This window comes from Streptomyces sp. NPDC059010 (assembly GCF_042740355.1).
GTDB lineage: Bacteria > Actinomycetota > Actinomycetes > Streptomycetales > Streptomycetaceae > Streptomyces.
This window is the reverse complement of sequence record NZ_JBHYJA010000027.1, coordinates 54,383-73,465: the sequence shown is the minus strand read 5'-3', so window position 1 is coordinate 73,465 and position 19,083 is coordinate 54,383. Positions and strand designations below refer to the sequence as shown.

The window sequence follows — 19,083 nt, the reverse complement described above, 5'->3', positions numbered from 1 at the left end:
TTCGTTCCCTCTTGGCGCACTTGTTAGTCTTCTTTATAATACCTTACCCCCAGCCTCCGCCCGGGCGCGGCGCGGCGCGCCCCCCCCCCCCCCCCCCCCGGCCGTAGGTCGCACGAGGGGAGACGCTAGCGGCCGGTGGCCGACGTGGTCTTGGACGAATTTGCACTCGCCGACAGAGCGAGCGCCCCTTCCACCCGGCGAGCGGCCATCATCTGTCCGGGTGTGGTGCCGGCTATGGCCCGGAACTCGCGGTTGAGGTGCGCCTGGTCGTAGAAGCCGCAGGCCGTCGAGATCTCGGTCAGACTCGTGGCCCCGCGGCCGAGCAGCGCGACGGCGTGCCGGAAACGCAGCACGCGAGCCGACGCCTTGGGGGTCAGCCCGATCTGCTGGGTGAACCGCCGGATCAAGTAGCCCTGGCTCCACCCCACTTCGGCGGCGATGCGGGCGATCGGGATCACCCCCGCGCTGCCGGACAGCAGCCGCCAGGCGTGGCCGACCTCGGGCGAGGGCTCCGGGCCGTGCCCGAGCCGGGCGAGCAGCGCCGCGTCCAGCAGGTCGAACCGGGCCGCCCAGTCCCGGGTGTCCGCCAGCCGCTCCACCAGCGTTCCGGCGTCGGGCCCCAGCACGTCCCGGACCTCGACGGCCAGGTTCGTCAGCTCGCTCATCGGCATGCCGAACAGCCGGTAGGCGCCCAGTGGCGTGAACTCGACCCGGATCGCCTCCTGGCCGCCGGGGTGCACACAGATCGCGGGCCGGTCCTCCAGCCCCACCACGAGCGACCCGATCCGCCCGCTGTCCCCGTCCGGTACACCCAACCGCCGGACCTGGGAGAACGGCTCCGCGAGGCTGATCACCAGGGTCGCGTGCCCGGTCGGCACCAACCGCGCCTCGTACGGCGAGGTCACCGCTTCCCAGTAGCCGACGTAGCTGCGCAGAAACGGCCGTAACCCCGGATGCCAGGGCCGTGTGACCCGCCACAGACCACCGAGCCGCATGATGTCGACCGCACCGACGGCCGCCGGCCCGCCCCACGCACCCTGAACCACCAGAGGCTCACCTCACCCCTATGGGACCGCCTACTTCACCTTATCCATGCCTCCGCACCCACCTCCCGGGAAACGAAGTGAAAGTTGACAGGTGAACGGGTGCGGATCCGGCGAGCCGTCGGGGCATGCACCCTGGGGCGTCGAAACAGCCTGGCTGCCCGATTTTGAGACCATGGCCCGGTGGACGGTGATCCGGCTCTCGGCGGCGCCGAGCCGACGGACGCGACGGGCGCGACGGATGCAATGGGCTCGATGGATGCGCTCGACGTGCCGCCGACTGCCCGGACGGCGGTGGCGTGGCTGCCCCCACGCGAGCTCTGGCCGGTCATCCAGGACATCCGCTGGGAGCACGACCCGCAGGTACGGCGGTGGCCGCCGCATGTGAATCTGCTGTTCGGCTTCGTGCCGGAAGAGGAGTTCGCGCGTGCCGTGCCGTTGCTCCGCGTCGCCGCAGCACGGAACCCGGCGTTCACGGCACGTCTGGCCGGAGTGCGGTACTTCCGGCACCGGCACTACGCGACGGTCTGGCTCGATCCGGCAGCGGCGGATCCGGCACCTTGGGTCCGCCTCCAGCGCGAGTTGCAGCTGCGGTTCCCGCTCTGCCGCGGGCGCGGCGGCCGCTTCACCCCGCATCTGTCCCTCGGCCGCACCCAGGACCCGAAGGGCCTGGCCGCCGAGTGCGCCGCCCGGCTGGGCACGCTGTCGGCTGGGGTCGAGGAGGTCGTTCTGCTCTCCCGGCGCGGCGCGGAGGACCCCATGCGACCCCGCGCTGTGATCACCCTGGGCACGGGCGAGGTCCGCCACTCGCAAGTACCGACCACCTGAACCGACGATCCCGCAGCCGTACGAGCCGGTGGAACCGGCGGCGACGGCCGGCCAGCCCTCTCTCGGTCAGCCGACGGCGGAACAGCCCCTCTCGGTCAGCCGGCGGAGGCCGGTCAACGCCCCGCGGTCACGGCCTTGAGCTGCGCCAGCGCCTCCCGCGTCACCTGCGACAGTGTGCGCTGCTCCGCCTCCGCGATCCACCTCTCGAAGCCGACCTTGAAGACGGCGATCCCGGCCTCGGCGGTGAGACTCGCGGCCGGTTCCGTGACGGCGCGTCGGCGCAGGGCGTCGGCGAGCGCGGCCGACAGCGAGGCGAGCTTGATCAGCTCGCGCTCCTGGAGTTCCGCGTTCGCCATGATGACGGCCTGCCGCTGCCGGGAGTGTTCGCGGCGGCCGTCGTCGAACACCTTGGAGACTGCCTCAAGCGCCGCCGCGATCGCGTCCATCGGCGCCACGGGCTCCGGAGCCTCGGCGACGGCGTTCACGAAGAGTTCCTGCAGCGCGCTCGAACCGCCGAACAGCACCTCGCGCTTGTCGGCGTAATGCCGGAAGAAGGTCCGCTCGGTCAGACCGGCCCGTTTGGCGATCTCCGCCACGGTGGTCTGCTCGTAGCCGCGCTCGCTGTAGAGCTCCAACGCCGCTTCGGCCAGGCGTTCACGTGCGTTCGGCTCCCATCTGCCCATGCCTGGATCCTACGCGATGACAGTCCCTGACATCACATGCTAGCGTCGATGACAGTCACTGACATCAACAGTTTGGGGCTCTCCCATGCGTATCTTCGTGACCGGCGCGTCCGGCTGGATCGGCTCGGCCCTCGTGCCCGAACTCCTCGACGCGGGGCACCGGGTCGTGGGGCTCGCCCGCTCCGACGCCTCCGCCGTCGCCCTCACCGCCGCCGGAGCGGAAGTGGTCCGAGGCACGGTCGACGACCTCGACGTCCTGGGCCGTACCGCCGCCGCCTCGGACGGGGTGGTCCACCTCGCCTTCAAGCACGACCTCGCCTTCACCGGCGACTACCAGGGCGCCGCCGAGGCGGACCGCCGCGTCGTCGACGCCCTCGGCGACGCGCTGGCCGGCACCGACCGTCCGCTCGTCCTGGCCTCGGGCGTGGCCGGTCTGAAGCCGGGGCACGTGGCGACCGAGCGGGACATGCCCGAGGTCGACGGTTCTCCTACGTCCATCCGCTCGGCCACCGCCGTGGCGGCCCTCGCGCTCGCCTCGCGCGGCGTGCGCTCGGCTGTGGTGCGGCTCGCTCCGACCTGCCACGGCGAGGGAGACAACGGGTTCATGGCGACGCTGGTCGCCATCGCGCGTGCCAGGGGCGTCTCCGGCTACATAGGCGACGGCGCCAACCGCTGGCCGGCCGCCCATCGCCTCGACGTCGCACGGCTGTTCCGCCTGGCGGTGGAGAAGGCCCCGGCGGGGTCGGTGCTGCACGGCGTCGCGGAGGAGGGCGTCCCGATCCGCGACGCCGCCGAGGTGATAGGCCGTCACCTCGATGTGCCGGTCGCCTCCGTGGCCCCCGGCGCCGCGGCGGAACACTTCACCTGGCTCGCCGGCTTCCTCGGACTCGACACCCCGGTATCGAGCACCCTGACCCGCGAAGCGCTCGACTGGCGGCCGACCCAACCCGGTCTCCTCGAAGACCTCGACAAGGGCCACTACTTCCAGGCGCCTCCTGCCACCCCCTGAGCCCACGGAACGAATAGTTGCCGGTTCAGGCAAATACGGTCCGGAGACGGGTCACATAAGCCCATCTTTAAGATGCTAAAAGTAGAGATACGGGACCAAATCCAGCCGTCCATGGGCAATTGAGGGAGCGTCGGACCGCTCGTCGTCGCCGCGCCCGGACCATTCTCCTCCGGGCGCTCGCCCTTGGTGGCGCTGCCTCCCGATCGGCGCGATGCGGCGCACGCCTCCCGCCCCGAGTCGAGTGTTTTCGGCCCGCGCTCAACCGAGCGGTGTCCTGCGCATCTTGTGAGGCCCGGTTGCCCGCTGCACGATCGCCTCGCTCATACGGAAGTCCGCTCCCGGATCAAATCCACCAGAGGAGGCCCCTGTGACGACCGACCGCATCACCCTCAGCCCCGACGCCGCCCGGCAACTCGCGACGACCACCAAGACGACACCGCAGATGCGCGGCATCACCCCGCGCTATCTCCTGCGTGCCCTGCCATGGGTCGATGTCGAATCAGGCGTCTACCGCGTCAACCGGCGCCGCACCTACATCCTCGGCGACGACCGCATCGGCACCCACACCGACGAAGGGAGCCCGCGCGTCATCCCGGGCGACTTACGTGAGATCCCGTACCTGCGCGACAGCGACGACGCGCTCCTCGGCCAACTGGCCGACGGGTTCACCGAGGTCAGCTTCGAGGCCGGGCAGGTGCTCGTCCAGGAGGGCGACACCGCCGAGCACCTGTGGGTGATCGTCCAGGGCCGGGCCGAGAAGCGCGCCGCCGGGCGGTACGGCGACGAGGCGCTGATCCAGGTCGTCGGGGACGGGCAGTACTTCGACCTGGAGGCGTGGACCAAGGGCGAGTCCATGCCGTACGCCGTCAAGGCCGTCACGCCCGGCGTCGCCCTGCGCGTCGAGCGTTCCGCCCTCGCCGGGCTCATGGAGCGTGACGAGGCGCTGCGCGGCGCGGTGGACTCCTACACGGCGGGCGGGATGCCCGCGCCCGGCACCGAGGCGCCCATCGACCTGAGCGGCGGCCATGTGGGCGAGGTCGACCTGCCGAGCACCTACGTCGACTACGAGGACGCGCCGCGCGAGTACCACATGACGCTCGCCCAGACGCGGATGATGGTCCACTCCCGCGTCGCCGACCTCTACAACGGGCCGATGGACCAGACGCGCACCCAGGCCAACCTGACCATTCAGGCCCTGCGTGAGCGGCAGGAGAACCTGATGCTCAACCACCCGGAGTTCGGGCTGTTCCACAGTGTCCCGACCGGGCAGCGCGTGCAGGCCCGTACGGGTGCTCCCACCCCCGACGACCTGGACGAACTCCTCGCGAGGGTGTGGAAGCAGCCGGCCTACTTCATCGCGCACCCGAGGGCGATCGCCGCGTTCGGGCGAGAATGTACCCGGCGGGGAGTGCCCCCGGTGACGGACAGCCGGTTCGGCAGCCCGCTGCTGACCTGGCGGGGTGTGCCGCTGCTGCCCTCCGACAAGGTGCCCTGCCCCAACGGCTCCGGCAGTGCGGCCGGCACCACGGAGATCCTGCTGGTGCGGATCGGCGAGGCCGAGCAGGGCGTGGTGGGCCTGCGCCCCGCGGCCGTGCCGGACGAGGTCGAACCCGGTCTGTCCATGCGGAACATGGGCATGGACCAGAAGGGCATCACGTCGTACCTGATGACGGCCTACTTCAACACGGCCGTGCTGGTGGACGACGCCATCGCCGTACTCCAGAACGTCGAGGTGTCCAAGTACCATGACTACGCCTGACGTCACGGCGCCGCTGACACCGACAGCGGCGGAGCAGGGGGCCGTTGCCGAGTCCGCTACGGCACTCCCGGGCGCGGCGCCTGCTCCGGATTCGGCGGCTCTTCCCGGGGCACCTCCGGCCGTGCCCGGTCTCACGCCGCCCACACCACCCACGTCGCCGGCCGCGATGCCGTCCACCGATCCCTCGCCGCTGCCGCGCCAACCGGATGGTTTCACCGCCGAGATGGTGCGGCACGACTTCCCGATCCTGCACCGGACCGTCAACGGCCACCCGCTCGTCTGGCTCGACAACGCGGCCACCACGCAGAAGCCGCGTCAGGTGATCGAGGCACTCACCGCCTACTACGGCGCCGCCAACTCCAACATCCACCGCGGGGCCCACACCATGGCGCGGGAGGCCACCGAGGCGTACGAGGCGGGCCGGGCGGCCGTCGCCGACTTCCTCGGCGCACCGAGCCCGGACGGCATCGTCTTCGTACGCGGCACCACGGAGGCGATCAACCTCGTCGCGCAGACCTGGGGCCGGGCCAACCTCGGGCCCGGGGACGACATCCTGGTGCCGGTCCTCGAACACCACTCGGACATCGTGCCGTGGCAGATGCTCGCCCAGCTGACCCGGGCCCGGCTCGTGCCGATCCCGCTCACGCCGGACGGCGAGATCGACCAGGCCGCGTACGCCGATCTGCTGTCCTCGCGCACCCAGCTCGTCGCGATCAGCCACGCGTCGAACGTCCTCGGCACCGTGCCACCCGTGCGGGAGATGACGGCCCTCGCCCATCGCTACGGCGCCAAGGTCCTGGTCGACGGTGCTCAGGCCGTCGCTCATTTCCCGGTCGACGTACAGGACCTGGACGCCGACTTCTACGCGTTCTCGGGCCACAAGCTGTTCGCGCCGACCGGTATAGGCGCCCTGTACGCCAAGCCGGAGCTGCTTTCCGGCATGGCGCCGTGGCAGGGCGGCGGCAACATGATCGAGTCCGTGGACTTCGGGCAGACGACGTTCGCGGCGGCCCCGCACAAGATGGAGGCCGGCACCGGACACATCTCCGGGGTCATCGGACTGCTCGCCGCCCTGAACTGGCTGACGTCCCTCGACCGCGAGGCCGTCGCGGCATACGAGGAGGGGCTGATGTCATATGCGCAGCAGGCCCTCGCCTCCGTGCCCGGACTTGAGCTGATCGGTTCGGCAGCCGACCGGATCGCGGTGCTCACCTTCACGCTCGCGGGGCAGGACCCGGCCACCGTCGCCGACTGGCTCGACCGCGACGGAATCGCCATCCGCGCCGGCCACCATTGCGCCCAACCGGCCCTCGGCCACTACGGGTTGGAGTCGGCGGCCCGCGCCTCCCTCGCGCTCTACAACACATCCGGGGAGGTGGACCAGCTCGTCGCGTCGTTGCGCAGGCTGCAGCAGAGCGGCTGATCGACGGGAGCGGTGACCCGGCGGGGTCCGTTCGGCCGGAGACGGCCGGGCGGGCCCCGTTCCGTGTCGGACCTGCCGTACGCGGCGCGGGCGGTCACCGGTCGGCGTGGACGTCCCCCTGAGCCGTGAGCACGACGGGCTCGCGCTGTGGGAGGACGCCGGGTGGAATGCCGGGGAGGGATCCCGTCGGGGCCGGTTGTCCTTGTCCGGCCGAGAGGCCCAGGGTGAGGCGGGTGACGATGCGGTAGCGGTCGCCGCGGTAGATGGAGTGGACGTATTCGACGGCCCGGCCGTCGGTGTCGCTGGTGAGGCGCTCGAAGAGGAGCGCGGGAGACAGGTGGGGCACGCCGAGGATCTTGGCCTCGGCCTGGCTGACCACCGTGGGTTCGATCGTCTGGACGGCTTCGCTCACCTCGATTCCATGGCGGTGCTGGAGGTGGTCGTACAGGTCGCCCGCTTCCAGTTCCTGCGCGGTGAGCGCGGGCACCAGGTCCGCGGGGATGTGCAGATGCTCGATGGCCATGGGGGCGCCGTCCACCAGCCGCAGCCGGGCCACGTAGACGATGTCGGCGGCGGGTGAGAGGTGCAGTTTGCGGCCGACCCTGGCGCCGGCGGCGATCGTGGTGAACTCCAGCAGTCGGCTGGTCCAGGCGCCGGATGCCTGGGGAACGGCCATGGCCTGCTGGTCCGACACGAGTTCCTGAGTGATCTTCTCCGGTGCCACGAACATGCCGCGACCGTGTTCCCGCACCAGGAGCCCCGCCGCGACGAGCTCGTCGACGGCGGCGCGCAGGGTCGGCCGGGAGACGTGCAGGGCGGCGCACAGGGACCGTTCGGATGGGATGGCGTCACCGGGGCTGAGCGATTCGATGAGTTCGAGGATGTGATCCCGGACGCGTTCCCGTTTGAGGACCGCCCCCGACCCGCCAGCGTTCATGTCACCGCTCCCGCCCCGTAGCCCGTGAACTCACCTGACCAGACCCGCCACTTCTTACCACTGCTACTGACCACTACCCGGGCACTGGTCAACCGCAGTGTAACCGTCACCCGCCTCACCACGACACGGTCGAGCGGGAACCATGTACTCAAGGGCCAAGCTGGCGCGGGGGGTTGACGCCTCAATTGGTCTATGCCAACTTCATCGACCAACAAGAGGTCACCTGACCAGTCTCTCAACTGGTCAGGTTCCTTGGCACTTTCCTCCAAGGGGTGAACTGTGCAGCTCCGTGTGCTCGCGGGCGTTTCCGCGCTGGTGATCGCCGCAGGACTCAGTGCCTGCGGCAGCGGTTCGGAGTCGTCCGGTGACTCCGCCGACGGCAGGACGACGATCGATGTGTGGCTGATGCGCGACAGCGTCTCGGTGCAGTTCCAGAAGGAGTTCGTCGCGGGCTTCGAGGCCGCTCACCCCGGCATCGCGGTGAAGGTCCAGATCCAGGAGTGGGACGGCATCGGCGAGAAGGTCACCGCCGCGCTCGCCAGCAATGACGCCCCGGACGTCATCGAGACGGGCAACACCCAGGTCGCCCAGTTCGCGCAGAGCGGCGGACTGCTGGACCTGAGCGACAAGGTGGGGGAGCTCGGGGGCGGCGGCTGGCTCAAGGGGCTGGCCGAACCCGGGGCGTACGAGGGCAGGCAGTACGGCATCCCCTACTACGCGGCCAACCGTGTGGTGATCTACCGGACCGACCTGTTCAAGAAGGCCGGGATCGACGCCGCCGCCCTCAAAACCCGGGATCAGTGGATCGCCGCCACCCGGAAGCTCAACTCCTCGGGCACCCAGGGCATCTACCTGCCGGGCCAGATGTGGTACGCGCTCGCCGGGTTCATCTGGGACGAGGGCGGCGACCTCGCCACCGGTTCCGGCAGCGACTGGAAGGGGGCGCTCGACACCCCGCAGGCGCTGCGCGGCATGGACTTCTACCAGCGGCTCCAGGCCCTCGGCAAAGGGCCCAAGGACGCCGACGAGGCGCAGCCGCCGCAGGCCGAGGTCATGGCCAAGGGGCAGGTCGCGCAGATCATCTCCACGCCGGGCGGGGCCAACGTCGTCACCGAGAACAATCCCGAACTCAAGGGAAAGCTCGGCTTCTTCCCCATCCCGGGCAAGACCGACGCACAGCCCGGTTCGGTGTTCATCGGCGGCTCCGACCTCGTCATCCCGGCGGCTTCCGGCAAGCAGGACGCCGCGTTCACCTTCGTCAAGGAGCTCACCGGTGACGCCTGGCAGCGCAAGCTCGCCGCCGCCATGAGCTACGTACCGAACAAGACGACCCTGGCCGACGCGGTGGCCTCCGATCCGGGCGCCTCCGCCATGGCCGCGGGTGCCGCCGTCGGCCGGGCGACACCCAACACCCCTGGCTGGGCCGCCGTAGAGGCGAAGAACCCGATCAAGGACTACATGACGGCCGTGCTCACCGGAGCCGATGCCAAGTCGGAGGCGGCGAAGGCGTCCGCGGCGATCACGGCGGCGATGAAGACCGGTTCCTGAGCCCTGGCCCCCTTATCCGCCGCGCACGGAAAGGAGACGACGTCGTGACGGTCATCCGCGATACCGGCGCGCCGCCCGCCCCGCTCGGCCGGCCGCGCCGGGGACCCGCCCGGCCGGACCGCGGCAGCGGGCGCCGGCGCCTCGGCGGCGGAGTCTGGCCCTATCTGCTGGTCGCCCCCACGGTCCTGGGCACGCTGTATCTGCTCGTGTATCCCCTGGTCCGCGCGGTGCTGATATCGCTGCAGGACTTCCAGCTGCGTCAACTCATCCAGGGCGACGCCCCGTTCGTGGGGCTGCGGAACTACCGGACCCTGCTGACGGACGACCGGTTCTGGCAGGTCGTACGGCGCACCTTCCTCTTCATGACCGTCAGTGTCGTCCTCATCATGGTGCTCGCCACCCTGGTGGCCCTGATGACCGAGCGGCTGGGCCGGGTGGGGCGCACCACCGTGCTCAGCGCGCTCGTGCTGGCCTGGGCGATGCCGGTCATCGCCGCCACGACCGTGTTCCAGTGGCTGTTCCACTCGGAGTTCGGCATCGTCAACTGGGCCTTGCAGCAGCTGGGGTTCACCTCGTTCGAGCGGTACCCCTGGTTCGCCCACGGCCCGGCCGCCTTCACGATCCTGGTCCTGCTGGTCGTCTGGCAGTCGGTGCCGTTCGCCGCGATCACCCTGTACTCGGCGCTGGTCACCGTGCCGGCGGAGCTGTACGAGTCGGCGCGCATCGACGGTGCCTCGGCGCCGCGGGTCTTCCGCTCCATCACGTTCCCGATGATCCGGCCGATCTTCATGCTGGTGCTCTCGCTGGAGGTCATCTGGACCTTCAAGGCGTTCGTGCAGATCTGGGTGATGACCAACGGCGGTCCGGGCGACGCCACCACCACGCTGCCCGTGTACGCGGTGCAGACCGCCCTGTCGAGCCAGCGCTACGACCTCGGCGCGGCGGCCTCGATGGTCAGCGTGCTGATGATGGCCGCGGTGCTCGTCCTCTACTTCCGCCAGATGTTCCGTCAGGAGGGCGAGGCCCCATGAGTACGGCGCGCCCGCGTCTTCGGCGTATCCCGCTGCACATCGCCGCCGCCCTGACGGTCGCGATCTGCCTCTTCCCCGTGTACTGGATGGTCGCCACGGCGTTCAAGCCCAACCGGGACATCCAGTCCGGCAGTCCCCAACTCCTGCCCCGCACCTGGACGTTGGACCACTTCCGTGCCGCTGTCGACGCCGACGGGTTCGGGCTGTTCTGGCGCAACAGCATCCTGGTGACGCTGGGAGCGGTCCTGCTCTCCCTGGTCGTGGCGCTGGGGGCGTCGTTCGCGGTGGCCCGGATGCGCTGGCGTGGCAGGCGGCAGTTCATGCTGATGGTGTTCATCGCGCAGATGGCGCCGTGGGAGGCGCTGATCATCCCGGTGTACATCATCTCCCGCGACACCGGCATGCTCGACCGGCTGCCCACCCTGACGCTGGTCTACTTCATGATGACCCTGCCGTTCACCATCGTGGTGCTGCGGGGGTTCATCGCCGCGATTCCGCCGGAGCTGGAGGAGGCGGCGCAGGTCGACGGCTGCACACGCCTGAGCGCCTTCCGGCACATCGCCTTCCCTCTCCTCGCGCCCGGTCTGATGGCCACCTCGCTGTTCGGCTTCATCACCGCCTGGAACGAGTTCGCCTACGCCAACTTCCTGATCATCAAGCATCAGGACAGCCGCACCCTGCCCGTGTGGCTGTCCTCCTTCCAGAACGTCTTCGGCACGGACTGGGGCGCCACCATGGCCGCCTCGACGCTCTTCGCCCTTCCCGCACTGGCCGTGTTCCTGCTGCTCCAGCACCATGTGACGTCGGGCTTCGCGGCCGGCGCCGTCAAAGGCTGACCCGACCCCCGGAGACAGGTGTGCCCGCATCCTCGCTACTGCCACGCCCCACCGAAGCCCATGCCACAGCAGGGCACTTCACGCTAGGTCCCCGCACCTGTCTACGGATCGGAGAGGGCGCCGAGCCCGCCGCCCGGCTGCTGCGCACCTTGCTCGCCCCCGCGACCGGACTCCCCCTGCACCCCGCCGATGACGCGACCGTCACCCTCACTCTCGACCGGACCCTCACCGACCTGGGCGACGAAGGCTACGGCCTGACGGTCGCACCGCAGGCCGTCCTGCTGCGCGCCGCACAGCCCACCGGCCTGCTGCGCGGTGTGCAGACGATCCGCCAACTCCTTCCCCCGCCCGCCCTGGCCGCCTCGCCCCAGCGCGGTGTGCGCTGGTCACTGCCCTGTGTGGAGATCACGGACGTTCCCCGGCACCGCTGGCGCGGGGCGATGCTCGATGTGGCCCGGCACTTCCAGCCGGTGTCGTATCTGCGCCGCTATGTCGACCTGCTCGCCCTGCACAAGATCAACGTCTTTCATCTGCATCTGACGGATGATCAGGGCTGGCGGATGCCGGTCGCGGCGTATCCGAAACTGACCGAGGTCGGCGGCCTTCGTGCCCGGCCCGACGGTGCGCCGCACGGCGGGGCCTACACCCGCTCCGAACTGGCCGGTCTGGTGGCCTACGCGGCCGAACGCGGCATCACCGTACTGCCCGAGATCGAGATGCCCGGTCACGTGCGTGCCGCGCTGGCCGCCTATCCGCACCTGGGGAACCGTCCCGACCGTGCCCTGGACGTCTGGACCAGGTGGGGCGTGTGCGACACCGTCCTCGGGGTCCATGAGGAGGTCTTCGACTTCTGCCGCACGGTGCTGGAAGAGGTCATGGACGTCTTCCCCTCCCCCTACGTCCACATCGGCGGCGACGAGTGCCCCGTCACCGAATGGGAGGAGAGCCCGCAGGCCAGGGCGTGTGCCCGGGAGGCGGGGCTGAGCGGTCCCGCCGCGCTGCACGGGTGGTTTCTCGGCCGGGTCGGAGCGTTCCTGGTGCGCAACGGGCGACGTCCGGTCGGCTGGGCCGAGACCGGCACCGAACTGCCCGACGGCTTCACCGTGCTGGCCTGGCGCGACCCCGCGCACGCCCGGGCAGCCGCCGCACGCGGCCACGACGTCGTCAACGCCCACCACCGCGCCACGTACTTCGACTACCCGCTGAGCGACGGCCCCCAGGAGCCACCGGGCCAGCCGGGAGCCGTCGTCGGCCTTCGCGACGTACACGCCCACGATCCCGTCCCCGCGGGAGCGGATCCGGACACGGCCGCCCGGGTGCTGGGCGCCCAGGCCCAGCTGTGGACCGAGTACGCCGCGACACCGGCCCGCCTGGAGTACCTGACCTATCCCCGCCTGTGCGCCCTGGCGGACCGCACCTGGAGCGGCCCCACCTCGTGGACGGACTTCCGCTCCCGCCTGGACCGGCACACGGCACGCCTCGACGCGCTGGAGGTGAGCCGGCACCCCTGAACAGCTCTGATCCCGCGATTCCGCCCCACCCCCACCCTGTCCCGGAAGGAATCAGCATGAGGCAAGAAATCGGTACGACGTCCCGACGCTCTCCGCGCAGACTGCGCATCGCCGCCGCCGTCACCGTGGCCATGGCCATGGGCACCGCCGGACTCGCCGCCCTGCCCGGCAGCGCGAGCGCCGCCACCAATGACGTGACGGTCCAGTACCGGACCAGCGCCACGGGCGCCACCGCGGACCAGTCCGAGCCCTGGCTCAAGGTCCGGAACACCGGCGCCGGTGGCGTCCAGCTCAGCAACGTCAAGGTCCGCTACTACTTCAAGGCCGACTCGGCCGGTGCCACGTACCGTTTCGCCTGTTCCTGGGCGGTGAAGGGCTGTGCCAACATCACCGGCACCTTCGGCACTCTGGCCAACCCCACGGCCACGGCCGACCGCTTCCTGGACATCGGCTTCACCAGCGGGGCGGGCACCCTCGCTCCCGGCGCCGACACCGGGGACATGCAGCTGCGCTTCCACCGCTCGGACTGGCAGCCGCTCAACCAGAGCGACGACTACTCCTTCGGCCCCTCCCAGACGTCGTACGCCGACTGGTCGAAGATCACGGCCCAGGTGTCCGGCAACACGGTGTGGGGCACGGCCCCCGAGGGCAACGACCCGACCGATCCCCCCACCGACCCGCCCACCGATCCCCCCGCCGAGGGACAGAGCCTGTTCGACGACTTCAACTACACCAGCTCCAGCGACCCGAAGATCACGGCGAACGGCTGGAGCGTCCGCTCCAACTCCGGCGGCCCCGGCGTGCCCGGCGCCACCTGGTCCCCGGAGAACGTCACCTTCGCGAGCGCCGACGGCAACTCCGTGATGAACCTGCGGACCTCGACCGCGGGAACCGCCGAGTCGACGAAACAGACCGAAGTCCTCACCAAGGCCACGAAGTTCAAGAACGGCACCTACGCCGCCCGCGTCAGATTCTCCGACGCGCCGCTGTCCGGCCCTGACGGCGACCACCTCGTCCAGACCTTCTTCACCATCAACGACCTCAAGGCACCCATGGCCGACGACTACTCGGAGTACGACTTCGAGTACCTGCCCAACGGCGGCTGGGGCGAGACCACCAACATCCTGTACACGACGTCCTGGGAGACCTACAACCCCGACCCCTGGCAGGCCGTCAACCAGCACACCGAGTCCCGCCAGAGCTACGCCGGCTGGCACGACCTGGTGCTGACCATCGACAACAGCACCATCAAGTACTACATCGACGGCCGGCTGTTCGGCACCCACGACGCCGCGTACCTGCCCGAGCGCCCGATGTCCATCAACTTCAACCAGTGGCTGATCGACCTCGCGGGCCAGACCAGCACCACCTCTCGCGCCTACGACGAGCAGGTCGACTACATCCTCCACGTCAAGGACCAGATCCTGACACCGGCCCAGGTGACGACCAAGGTGAACGCCTACCGCACGGCCGGCACGGCCTTCGAGGACACCGTCCCCAACGGCTAGGGCCGGTCGGACGGCGCCGTTCAGTTCTCCTGGAGTACGGAGAGGACGTTCCCGGCGGGGTCGGTGAACCATGCGATCGCCGCCGGGCCGCCGTTGCCGACCCGGACGACGCCCTTCGCGTCGTGTTCGAACCCGGGGTAGCGCTCAAGGGTCACGCCGCGTCGTTCCAGTTCGGCGACGGCGGCCTCGATGTCGTCCACGGGGAAGTTGAGGATCGTGAACGAGGCAGGGGTGTGCGTCTCCTTGGGGTAGACGAAGACCTGCGCGCCGCTGCCGAGCTTGAGGGTGAGCATCCGCATCTCTCCCTCCCCGGTCTCCTCCACGTCCAGGCCGAGAACCTCGCCGTAGAACCGGCGGGCCTCGCCAAGGTCGTCGACCGAAAAGCCGCTGAACGCCTGCGATTGTCCGAGCATGCCGCCTGTCTCCTTCAGGGGGTGAGCCGTCCCGACAGCTCAGGGCACACCACGGGCGGCACGATCATCCGCACGCCACGCGGACGACGTCCGGATGGTCGTGCACCCTTCACTCTCAGGAAGCGGGCAAGGGCCAGAATGGTCGCTCGCCGACGTCTTTGCGGGCACGGGGATACGGCTCCGCCTGGCCCGTGCCCCCGACGTCACCGGCAGACCCTCGGCGTTGCGCCTGCGCGAGCGCCCGGCCTGTCGGTGGGACTGGTCGCTCGCGGCGAGCTGGGCGACCAGCCGGGCATCACCGTCTGGAGCACACGAGCCTCGAAGCCGTGGAAACGCCGGTGCTGTGCGCCGACGGCACTGCCCTGGCGTCCGACCCAACCATGTGGACGGACGGGTTCGCGGTCAGATCGTCATCGATCGCATCATGCGGTCGGTCGGGGTCAGTCAACGACTCCCCTTCTTTGCGTGCAGTTGTACGGGGTGCCGGTGGACCCGTTCTGGATGCACGAGAACATGATGTACCCGAGGCCGCTGTAGATGAGTTCTGCGTCCGCGAAGAAGTCGCTCACACAGCCGTTGCCGCTGCCGTTGGCGTCCTGCACTTCGTAGTAGCCGCCGGAGTCGGTGGAGATGATGCTGACCGCACGGCGACTGTCGCCCGGTCCCGTGTCGCACGCCTCAAGTATGGCGGTGGAACCGCCGACAGCGGCGTAGCCGTGGTTGTAGCCGCCTTGTGCCGACTTGAGGCTGTTCAGGTAGAACACGTCGGCGACAGCGGGAGTTGCCGTGAGGAGGGATACGGACACAGCACTCGCCGCCAGCCCGAGGAACAAGGCACTTCTACGTCTGCTCATCGAATTTCCTTCGCTCCTTGTCTGTCGGGGATCTCCAGCCCGGACGGACGGGTGCACCACATCCCACAGCCGCCCTGCGATCCCCGCTTCGGTGTGAGAACGACCATTCATGACCGGCTTTGGAGAAACCTGGAACCCACCTTGAATCCGCTGGTGACAGCCCATACGCGCCCAACGCGCAAGGGTGCAGCCGCGGGAACTTCCGGGTGCACTGGCCCAGCAGTACGGCGACGCTGGGTCCCCCCGCAGCAGCACGGCCGAGCGTCGGATTACCGATGAGGCCCTTGACTTCGGCAGGATGGGCGCCATGACCGAGATCCGCACACCCCGCCTCCTCCTGCGTCGCTGGCATGACGACGACCTCGCGCCGATGGCGGACATCAACGCGGACCCGCGGGTCATGCGCTGGATCGACGACGGTTCGGTGCGCGACCTGGACCACACCGCAGAGGCCATCGAGCGGTGGGAGGAGGAGTGGGACGAGGAGGGCTTCGGACTCTTCGCCGTCGAGCTGCTGGCCTCGGGTGAACTGGCAGGCTTCACGGGTCTGTCCGTGCCCGAGTTCCTGCCGGAGGTACTGCCCGCCGTGGCCATCAGCTGGCGGCTCGGCTCACAGTTCTGGGGCCAGGGATACGCCTCCGAAGCTGCCCACGCCACGCTGGAGTTCGCGCTCCAGGACCGCGGCCTCGACCGCATCATCAGTATCCACCGGGTGGGTGACCACGCCTCCGAGAACATCAGCCGAAAGCTCGGCATGGTGCCCGAGCGAGAGACAGCGCACCCGAAGTACGCCTATCCCCTGCAGGTTCACACCATCGATCTCACCGAGTTCCAGGCATAAACCGGCCGCACCATCGATCACCACAAGGAAGCCGACCGCTGCTCATACGTCCCCGACTGATCGCCACGCAGCGGACACCCCGGCATGGGGTGCTGCACGTCTGTCGCCTACCTGCGCTTTCACGGAACTGATGCTATTGGTGATCTTCACTTGGTGAGGTGAAGTCTGCTGGCTGCGCGTGAGTTGATGTTCTTGCGGTGCTGCGCTGGTGGGAGCGGGGCGGTTTCGGCGGTCGGAGGGGTGGCCGCGGTGGCGATGGGTTTGAGGTCGGGGCGGGTGATCCCGCTGTTGACGGTGCGGATGGCTGAACTCGGACATCCCAGCCGCCTCCCGCCGAGAGGACTCCACCGTGCCCGGCGGGCAGAGCATCCGCTGGACCTCAGCACACATTGGGGAGCACAGCAGCTCGCGGCAAGTTCAGAGGTGATGCCACAGCCGCTCGGTCAGCAGCCAAGCTGTGAGAGATCACGCGATCACAGGGCCCGTCGCAGAACCACCGCAAGCGGCCGTTCAGTGCCGAGGCACCGCGAAGGCCGTGGCGAGCTGGTCCAGCAGGGGTGCTGCGCAGGGGTGAGGGTCGCGGCGTGGTGTGATCGTGTAGATGCCGCGGGTCGGGGGATCGACGAGGGGCACGGTGGTGACATCGGCCCGCAGCGCGCACGTCAGCACTCCGGGGATCAACGCGATGGCATGGCCGGTTGCGACCAGGGCCAGCTTGCCGAGCAGATCGGCCGCCGTGAGGTCGATGCGGGCGCTGACTCCGGCGCGGGCGGCGTGCTGGCGCAGGAGTACCGCCGAGCCGTCGTTGTCCTCGACCCAGGTCTGGTCGGCCAGCGTCTGCATGTGCACCGGGCCGCCCCCGGCCTGTGGATGGCCGACGGGCAGGACGACGACCATGTCATCCAGCCCGACGAAGCGCCTGTCGACCCGCGGGTCATTGGGGAGCCCTGGCGGTGCATCGGTGACGACGGCGATGTCGAGATCGCCGACGATCACGCGGTCGTGCAGTTGTGCGCTCAGGCCGGGGAGCAGGCTCCACCGCAGGGATCCGGCTTTTTTCAGCAGGGCCCGGATGGCCTCAGGGACGATCCCTGCGGCCAGAGAGGGTGTTGCCCCGACGGCCAGCGGCCGATCGAACGCCCCGTCACGCATGTCCCGTACGGCGCGAACGGCGCGGTCGGCCTCGCTGAGCGTGGCCAGGGCGTGGCGCCGGAACACCTCGCCGGCCGGCGTCGGGCGCACGCCGCGCGCATGGCGCTCCATCAGCGGCACACCGAGTTGTCTCTCCAGTCCGGCGATCTGCCGGGAGACGGCCGACTGCGTGTGATTGAGCTCGGCGGCCGCCGCCGACAGCGACCCGAGCCGGCACACGGTCACGAAGGTCCGCCACACCGTCAGTTCCATGGCGCCAGTATCCAGCTGACATGCGGTCCCCGCAGGGGTGCCCTGCGAGATCTGCGCTTGTCGCAGTCATCGCTGTGCACCACTGTGGCCCGTATGACCGCACCACACACGATTGCCGTCCTCGGCCTGGGGCGCATGGGCAACGCGATCGCGGCACGACTCGCCGCCCAGAACTGGGACGTCGTCGGCTGGACACGCTCCGGGCGCACATCGGGCGCCGTCAAGACGACCGCCGACGCGAACGACGCGGCGGCGAAGGCCGACCTCGTGCTCCTGGCGTTGTTCGACGGTCCGGCCTGCCGGCAGGTCCTCGACGACGTCCGTGACTCGCTGCGAACGGACACGATCGTGCTGAACACCAGCACCATCGCCCCCAGCGAAGCGTCGGAGCTGGCCCGGCACTTCGGCCCCTCCTACATCCACGCGCCCGTGCTCGGCTCGGTGCCGGCTGCTGCCGCCGGCACCCTGCAGATCCTCGCCGCCACCGACCAGCACACACTCGACCGGGTCCGACCGGTTCTGGAAACGCTGGGCACCGTCCGGCGCGTGGACGACGCCTCCACCGCCGCCGCGCTCAAGCTGATCGCCAACAACAGCCTCGCCGGAGCCGTCCTCGCGCTGCGCGACTCACTGCGGCAAGCCAACGCCCTCGGCCTGCCCCGTACCCAGACGCTGGACGTCCTCGAACTCGGCCAGCTCGGCAGCCTCGTGGCCCGCAAACGACGCTTCCTCCTCGGCGAGCCTCCCGCTGCCACGGCCGAATTCACGATCGGTGCGCTGGCCAAGGACATGGCTTTGCTGACCGCCGCGTCGGACACCCCATTGCGCAGCGCGGCCGGCCTGGCCGACACCCCTGCCGCCCGCGAGGCCGACATCGCCGTCGCCGCCACGGTCCCCGCCGTCGAGGACGCCGTACTCGAACCGCTCCACGCCTACATCCGCGGACACGCGACCGGCGACCCCACCCACTTCCACGATGCGTTCCTGCCCACCGCCCACATCGAAGGGATCCGAGACGGCGCATTCGTCTCATGGCGCCTGGACGAGTACTGCAGCCTCTTCCAGGGCCGGCCGGCACCGGACGAACCGACCCGCACCCGCCGCATCGACGCCATCGACGTCCACGGCACCGTCGCGACCGCCACCATGACGCTCTCGCACGGCTCAGACACGTTCACCGACATCTTCCTGCTGGCCCGCGTCGCCGGCAGTTGGCGCATCGCCAACAAGGCGTATCACCGCCACTCCTGAGGGAGCGGGAAGCGATCCTTGTCCGCGGGGAATGATCACTACGCGTACGAAGAACGATCTTCAGAGCCTCCCGTCGCCGCACGTCACCTGCACTCGTGAACACCCCATACTCGTGTCGGTGGCAGCCAAGAGCGCCGTCAGCATGGGCTCATCGGCTGCGGTGTCGGTGTCGACCTGGACCAAGACTGCCGTCCCGCCGGAGCG

General features: G+C 69.7%; 17 protein-coding genes and 1 pseudogene. 12 read left to right on the top strand and 6 right to left on the bottom strand.

Translation table 11 applies throughout. The features are described 5' to 3' along the window. Positions 1–125: 125 nt before the first annotated feature. The gene (locus tag ACFWYS_RS27615; RefSeq protein WP_384774348.1) at positions 126–1,046 is read right to left on the bottom strand and encodes a helix-turn-helix domain-containing protein; all 921 of its coding nucleotides are present in this window, start codon (positions 1,044–1,046) and stop codon (positions 126–128) included. A 180-nt stretch (positions 1,047–1,226) separates the two neighbouring features. Between ACFWYS_RS27615 and ACFWYS_RS27610 the strand changes: the two genes are divergently transcribed. Beyond that, complete coding sequence (locus tag ACFWYS_RS27610; protein ID WP_384774345.1) at positions 1,227–1,871, top strand: 2'-5' RNA ligase family protein; 645 nt, start codon at positions 1,227–1,229, stop codon at positions 1,869–1,871. A 113-nt stretch (positions 1,872–1,984) separates the two neighbouring features. On the opposite strand, the gene ACFWYS_RS27605 is transcribed toward ACFWYS_RS27610, so the two are convergent. Next, complete coding sequence (locus ACFWYS_RS27605) at positions 1,985–2,554, bottom strand: TetR/AcrR family transcriptional regulator (RefSeq protein ID WP_384774342.1); 570 nt, start codon at positions 2,552–2,554, stop codon at positions 1,985–1,987. Between the two features lie 85 nt (positions 2,555–2,639). On the opposite strand from ACFWYS_RS27605, the gene ACFWYS_RS27600 reads away from it, so the two are divergent. The 3 genes from ACFWYS_RS27600 to ACFWYS_RS27590 all read left to right on the top strand — a co-directional run bounded on the left by ACFWYS_RS27600 (position 2,640) and on the right by ACFWYS_RS27590 (position 6,745). Continuing rightward, positions 2,640–3,563: an SDR family oxidoreductase gene (locus tag ACFWYS_RS27600; protein ID WP_384774339.1), complete on the top strand. Its 924-nt coding sequence runs from the start codon at positions 2,640–2,642 to the stop codon at positions 3,561–3,563. 367 nt (positions 3,564–3,930) lie between these two features. Next, the gene (locus ACFWYS_RS27595) at positions 3,931–5,322 is read left to right on the top strand and encodes a family 2B encapsulin nanocompartment shell protein (protein WP_384774336.1); all 1,392 of its coding nucleotides are present in this window, start codon (positions 3,931–3,933) and stop codon (positions 5,320–5,322) included. Beyond that, complete coding sequence (locus tag ACFWYS_RS27590) at positions 5,309–6,745, top strand: SufS family cysteine desulfurase (protein WP_384774334.1); 1,437 nt, start codon at positions 5,309–5,311, stop codon at positions 6,743–6,745. The genes ACFWYS_RS27595 and ACFWYS_RS27590 overlap by 14 nt, the downstream gene beginning before the upstream one ends. Before the next feature lie 94 nt (positions 6,746–6,839). Here ACFWYS_RS27590 and ACFWYS_RS27585 read toward each other — a convergent pair whose 3' ends face one another. Continuing rightward, entirely contained in the window at positions 6,840–7,682 is an 843-nt protein-coding gene (locus tag ACFWYS_RS27585; RefSeq protein ID WP_384774331.1) for a GntR family transcriptional regulator, read from the bottom strand. A 279-nt stretch (positions 7,683–7,961) separates the two neighbouring features. On the opposite strand from ACFWYS_RS27585, the gene ACFWYS_RS27580 reads away from it, so the two are divergent. Genes ACFWYS_RS27580 through ACFWYS_RS27560 form a run of 5 tightly spaced genes read left to right on the top strand, consistent with a single transcriptional unit; the run spans position 7,962 to position 14,116 of the window. Beyond that, on the top strand, positions 7,962–9,230 hold the full coding sequence (locus ACFWYS_RS27580) for an extracellular solute-binding protein (protein WP_384774328.1): 1,269 nt from the start codon (positions 7,962–7,964) through the stop codon (positions 9,228–9,230). A 44-nt stretch (positions 9,231–9,274) separates the two neighbouring features. Next, positions 9,275–10,261: a carbohydrate ABC transporter permease gene (locus tag ACFWYS_RS27575; protein WP_384774325.1), complete on the top strand. Its 987-nt coding sequence runs from the start codon at positions 9,275–9,277 to the stop codon at positions 10,259–10,261. Then, positions 10,258–11,097: a carbohydrate ABC transporter permease gene (locus ACFWYS_RS27570; RefSeq protein WP_384774322.1), complete on the top strand. Its 840-nt coding sequence runs from the start codon at positions 10,258–10,260 to the stop codon at positions 11,095–11,097. Before ACFWYS_RS27575 ends, ACFWYS_RS27570 begins: the two co-directional genes overlap by 4 nt. Positions 11,098–11,117: 20 nt before the next feature. Next, positions 11,118–12,608 (top strand): beta-N-acetylhexosaminidase, encoded by a 1,491-nt coding sequence (locus tag ACFWYS_RS27565; protein ID WP_384774319.1) that lies wholly within the window; start codon positions 11,118–11,120, stop codon positions 12,606–12,608. A gap of 56 nt (positions 12,609–12,664) precedes the next feature. After that, entirely contained in the window at positions 12,665–14,116 is a 1,452-nt protein-coding gene (locus ACFWYS_RS27560) for a cellulose binding domain-containing protein (RefSeq protein WP_384774317.1), read from the top strand. A 20-nt stretch (positions 14,117–14,136) separates the two neighbouring features. Here ACFWYS_RS27560 and ACFWYS_RS27555 read toward each other — a convergent pair whose 3' ends face one another. After that, positions 14,137–14,529: a VOC family protein gene (locus ACFWYS_RS27555; RefSeq protein WP_384774314.1), complete on the bottom strand. Its 393-nt coding sequence runs from the start codon at positions 14,527–14,529 to the stop codon at positions 14,137–14,139. Positions 14,530–14,674: 145 nt separating this feature from the next. On the opposite strand from ACFWYS_RS27555, the pseudogene ACFWYS_RS27550 reads away from it, so the two are divergent. Then, a pseudogene (locus tag ACFWYS_RS27550) lies at positions 14,675–14,954 on the top strand (hypothetical protein); the annotation flags it as partial. Between the two features lie 15 nt (positions 14,955–14,969). On the opposite strand, the gene ACFWYS_RS27545 reads toward ACFWYS_RS27550, so the two are convergent. Continuing rightward, positions 14,970–15,383: a hypothetical protein gene (locus ACFWYS_RS27545; RefSeq protein ID WP_384774461.1), complete on the bottom strand. Its 414-nt coding sequence runs from the start codon at positions 15,381–15,383 to the stop codon at positions 14,970–14,972. Between the two features lie 307 nt (positions 15,384–15,690). On the opposite strand from ACFWYS_RS27545, the gene ACFWYS_RS27540 reads away from it, so the two are divergent. After that, on the top strand, positions 15,691–16,224 hold the full coding sequence (locus ACFWYS_RS27540; RefSeq protein WP_384774311.1) for a GNAT family N-acetyltransferase: 534 nt from the start codon (positions 15,691–15,693) through the stop codon (positions 16,222–16,224). Positions 16,225–16,734: 510 nt separating this feature from the next. Here ACFWYS_RS27540 and ACFWYS_RS27535 read toward each other — a convergent pair. Beyond that, positions 16,735–17,628, bottom strand: coding sequence for a LysR family transcriptional regulator (locus tag ACFWYS_RS27535; RefSeq protein ID WP_384774309.1), 894 nt, complete (start codon positions 17,626–17,628; stop codon positions 16,735–16,737). A gap of 93 nt (positions 17,629–17,721) precedes the next feature. On the opposite strand from ACFWYS_RS27535, the gene ACFWYS_RS27530 reads away from it, so the two are divergent. Then, a complete protein-coding gene (locus ACFWYS_RS27530; RefSeq protein WP_384774306.1) occupies positions 17,722–18,879 on the top strand; it encodes a nuclear transport factor 2 family protein in 1,158 nt (385 codons plus the stop codon). Positions 18,880–19,083: the final 204 nt, after the last annotated feature.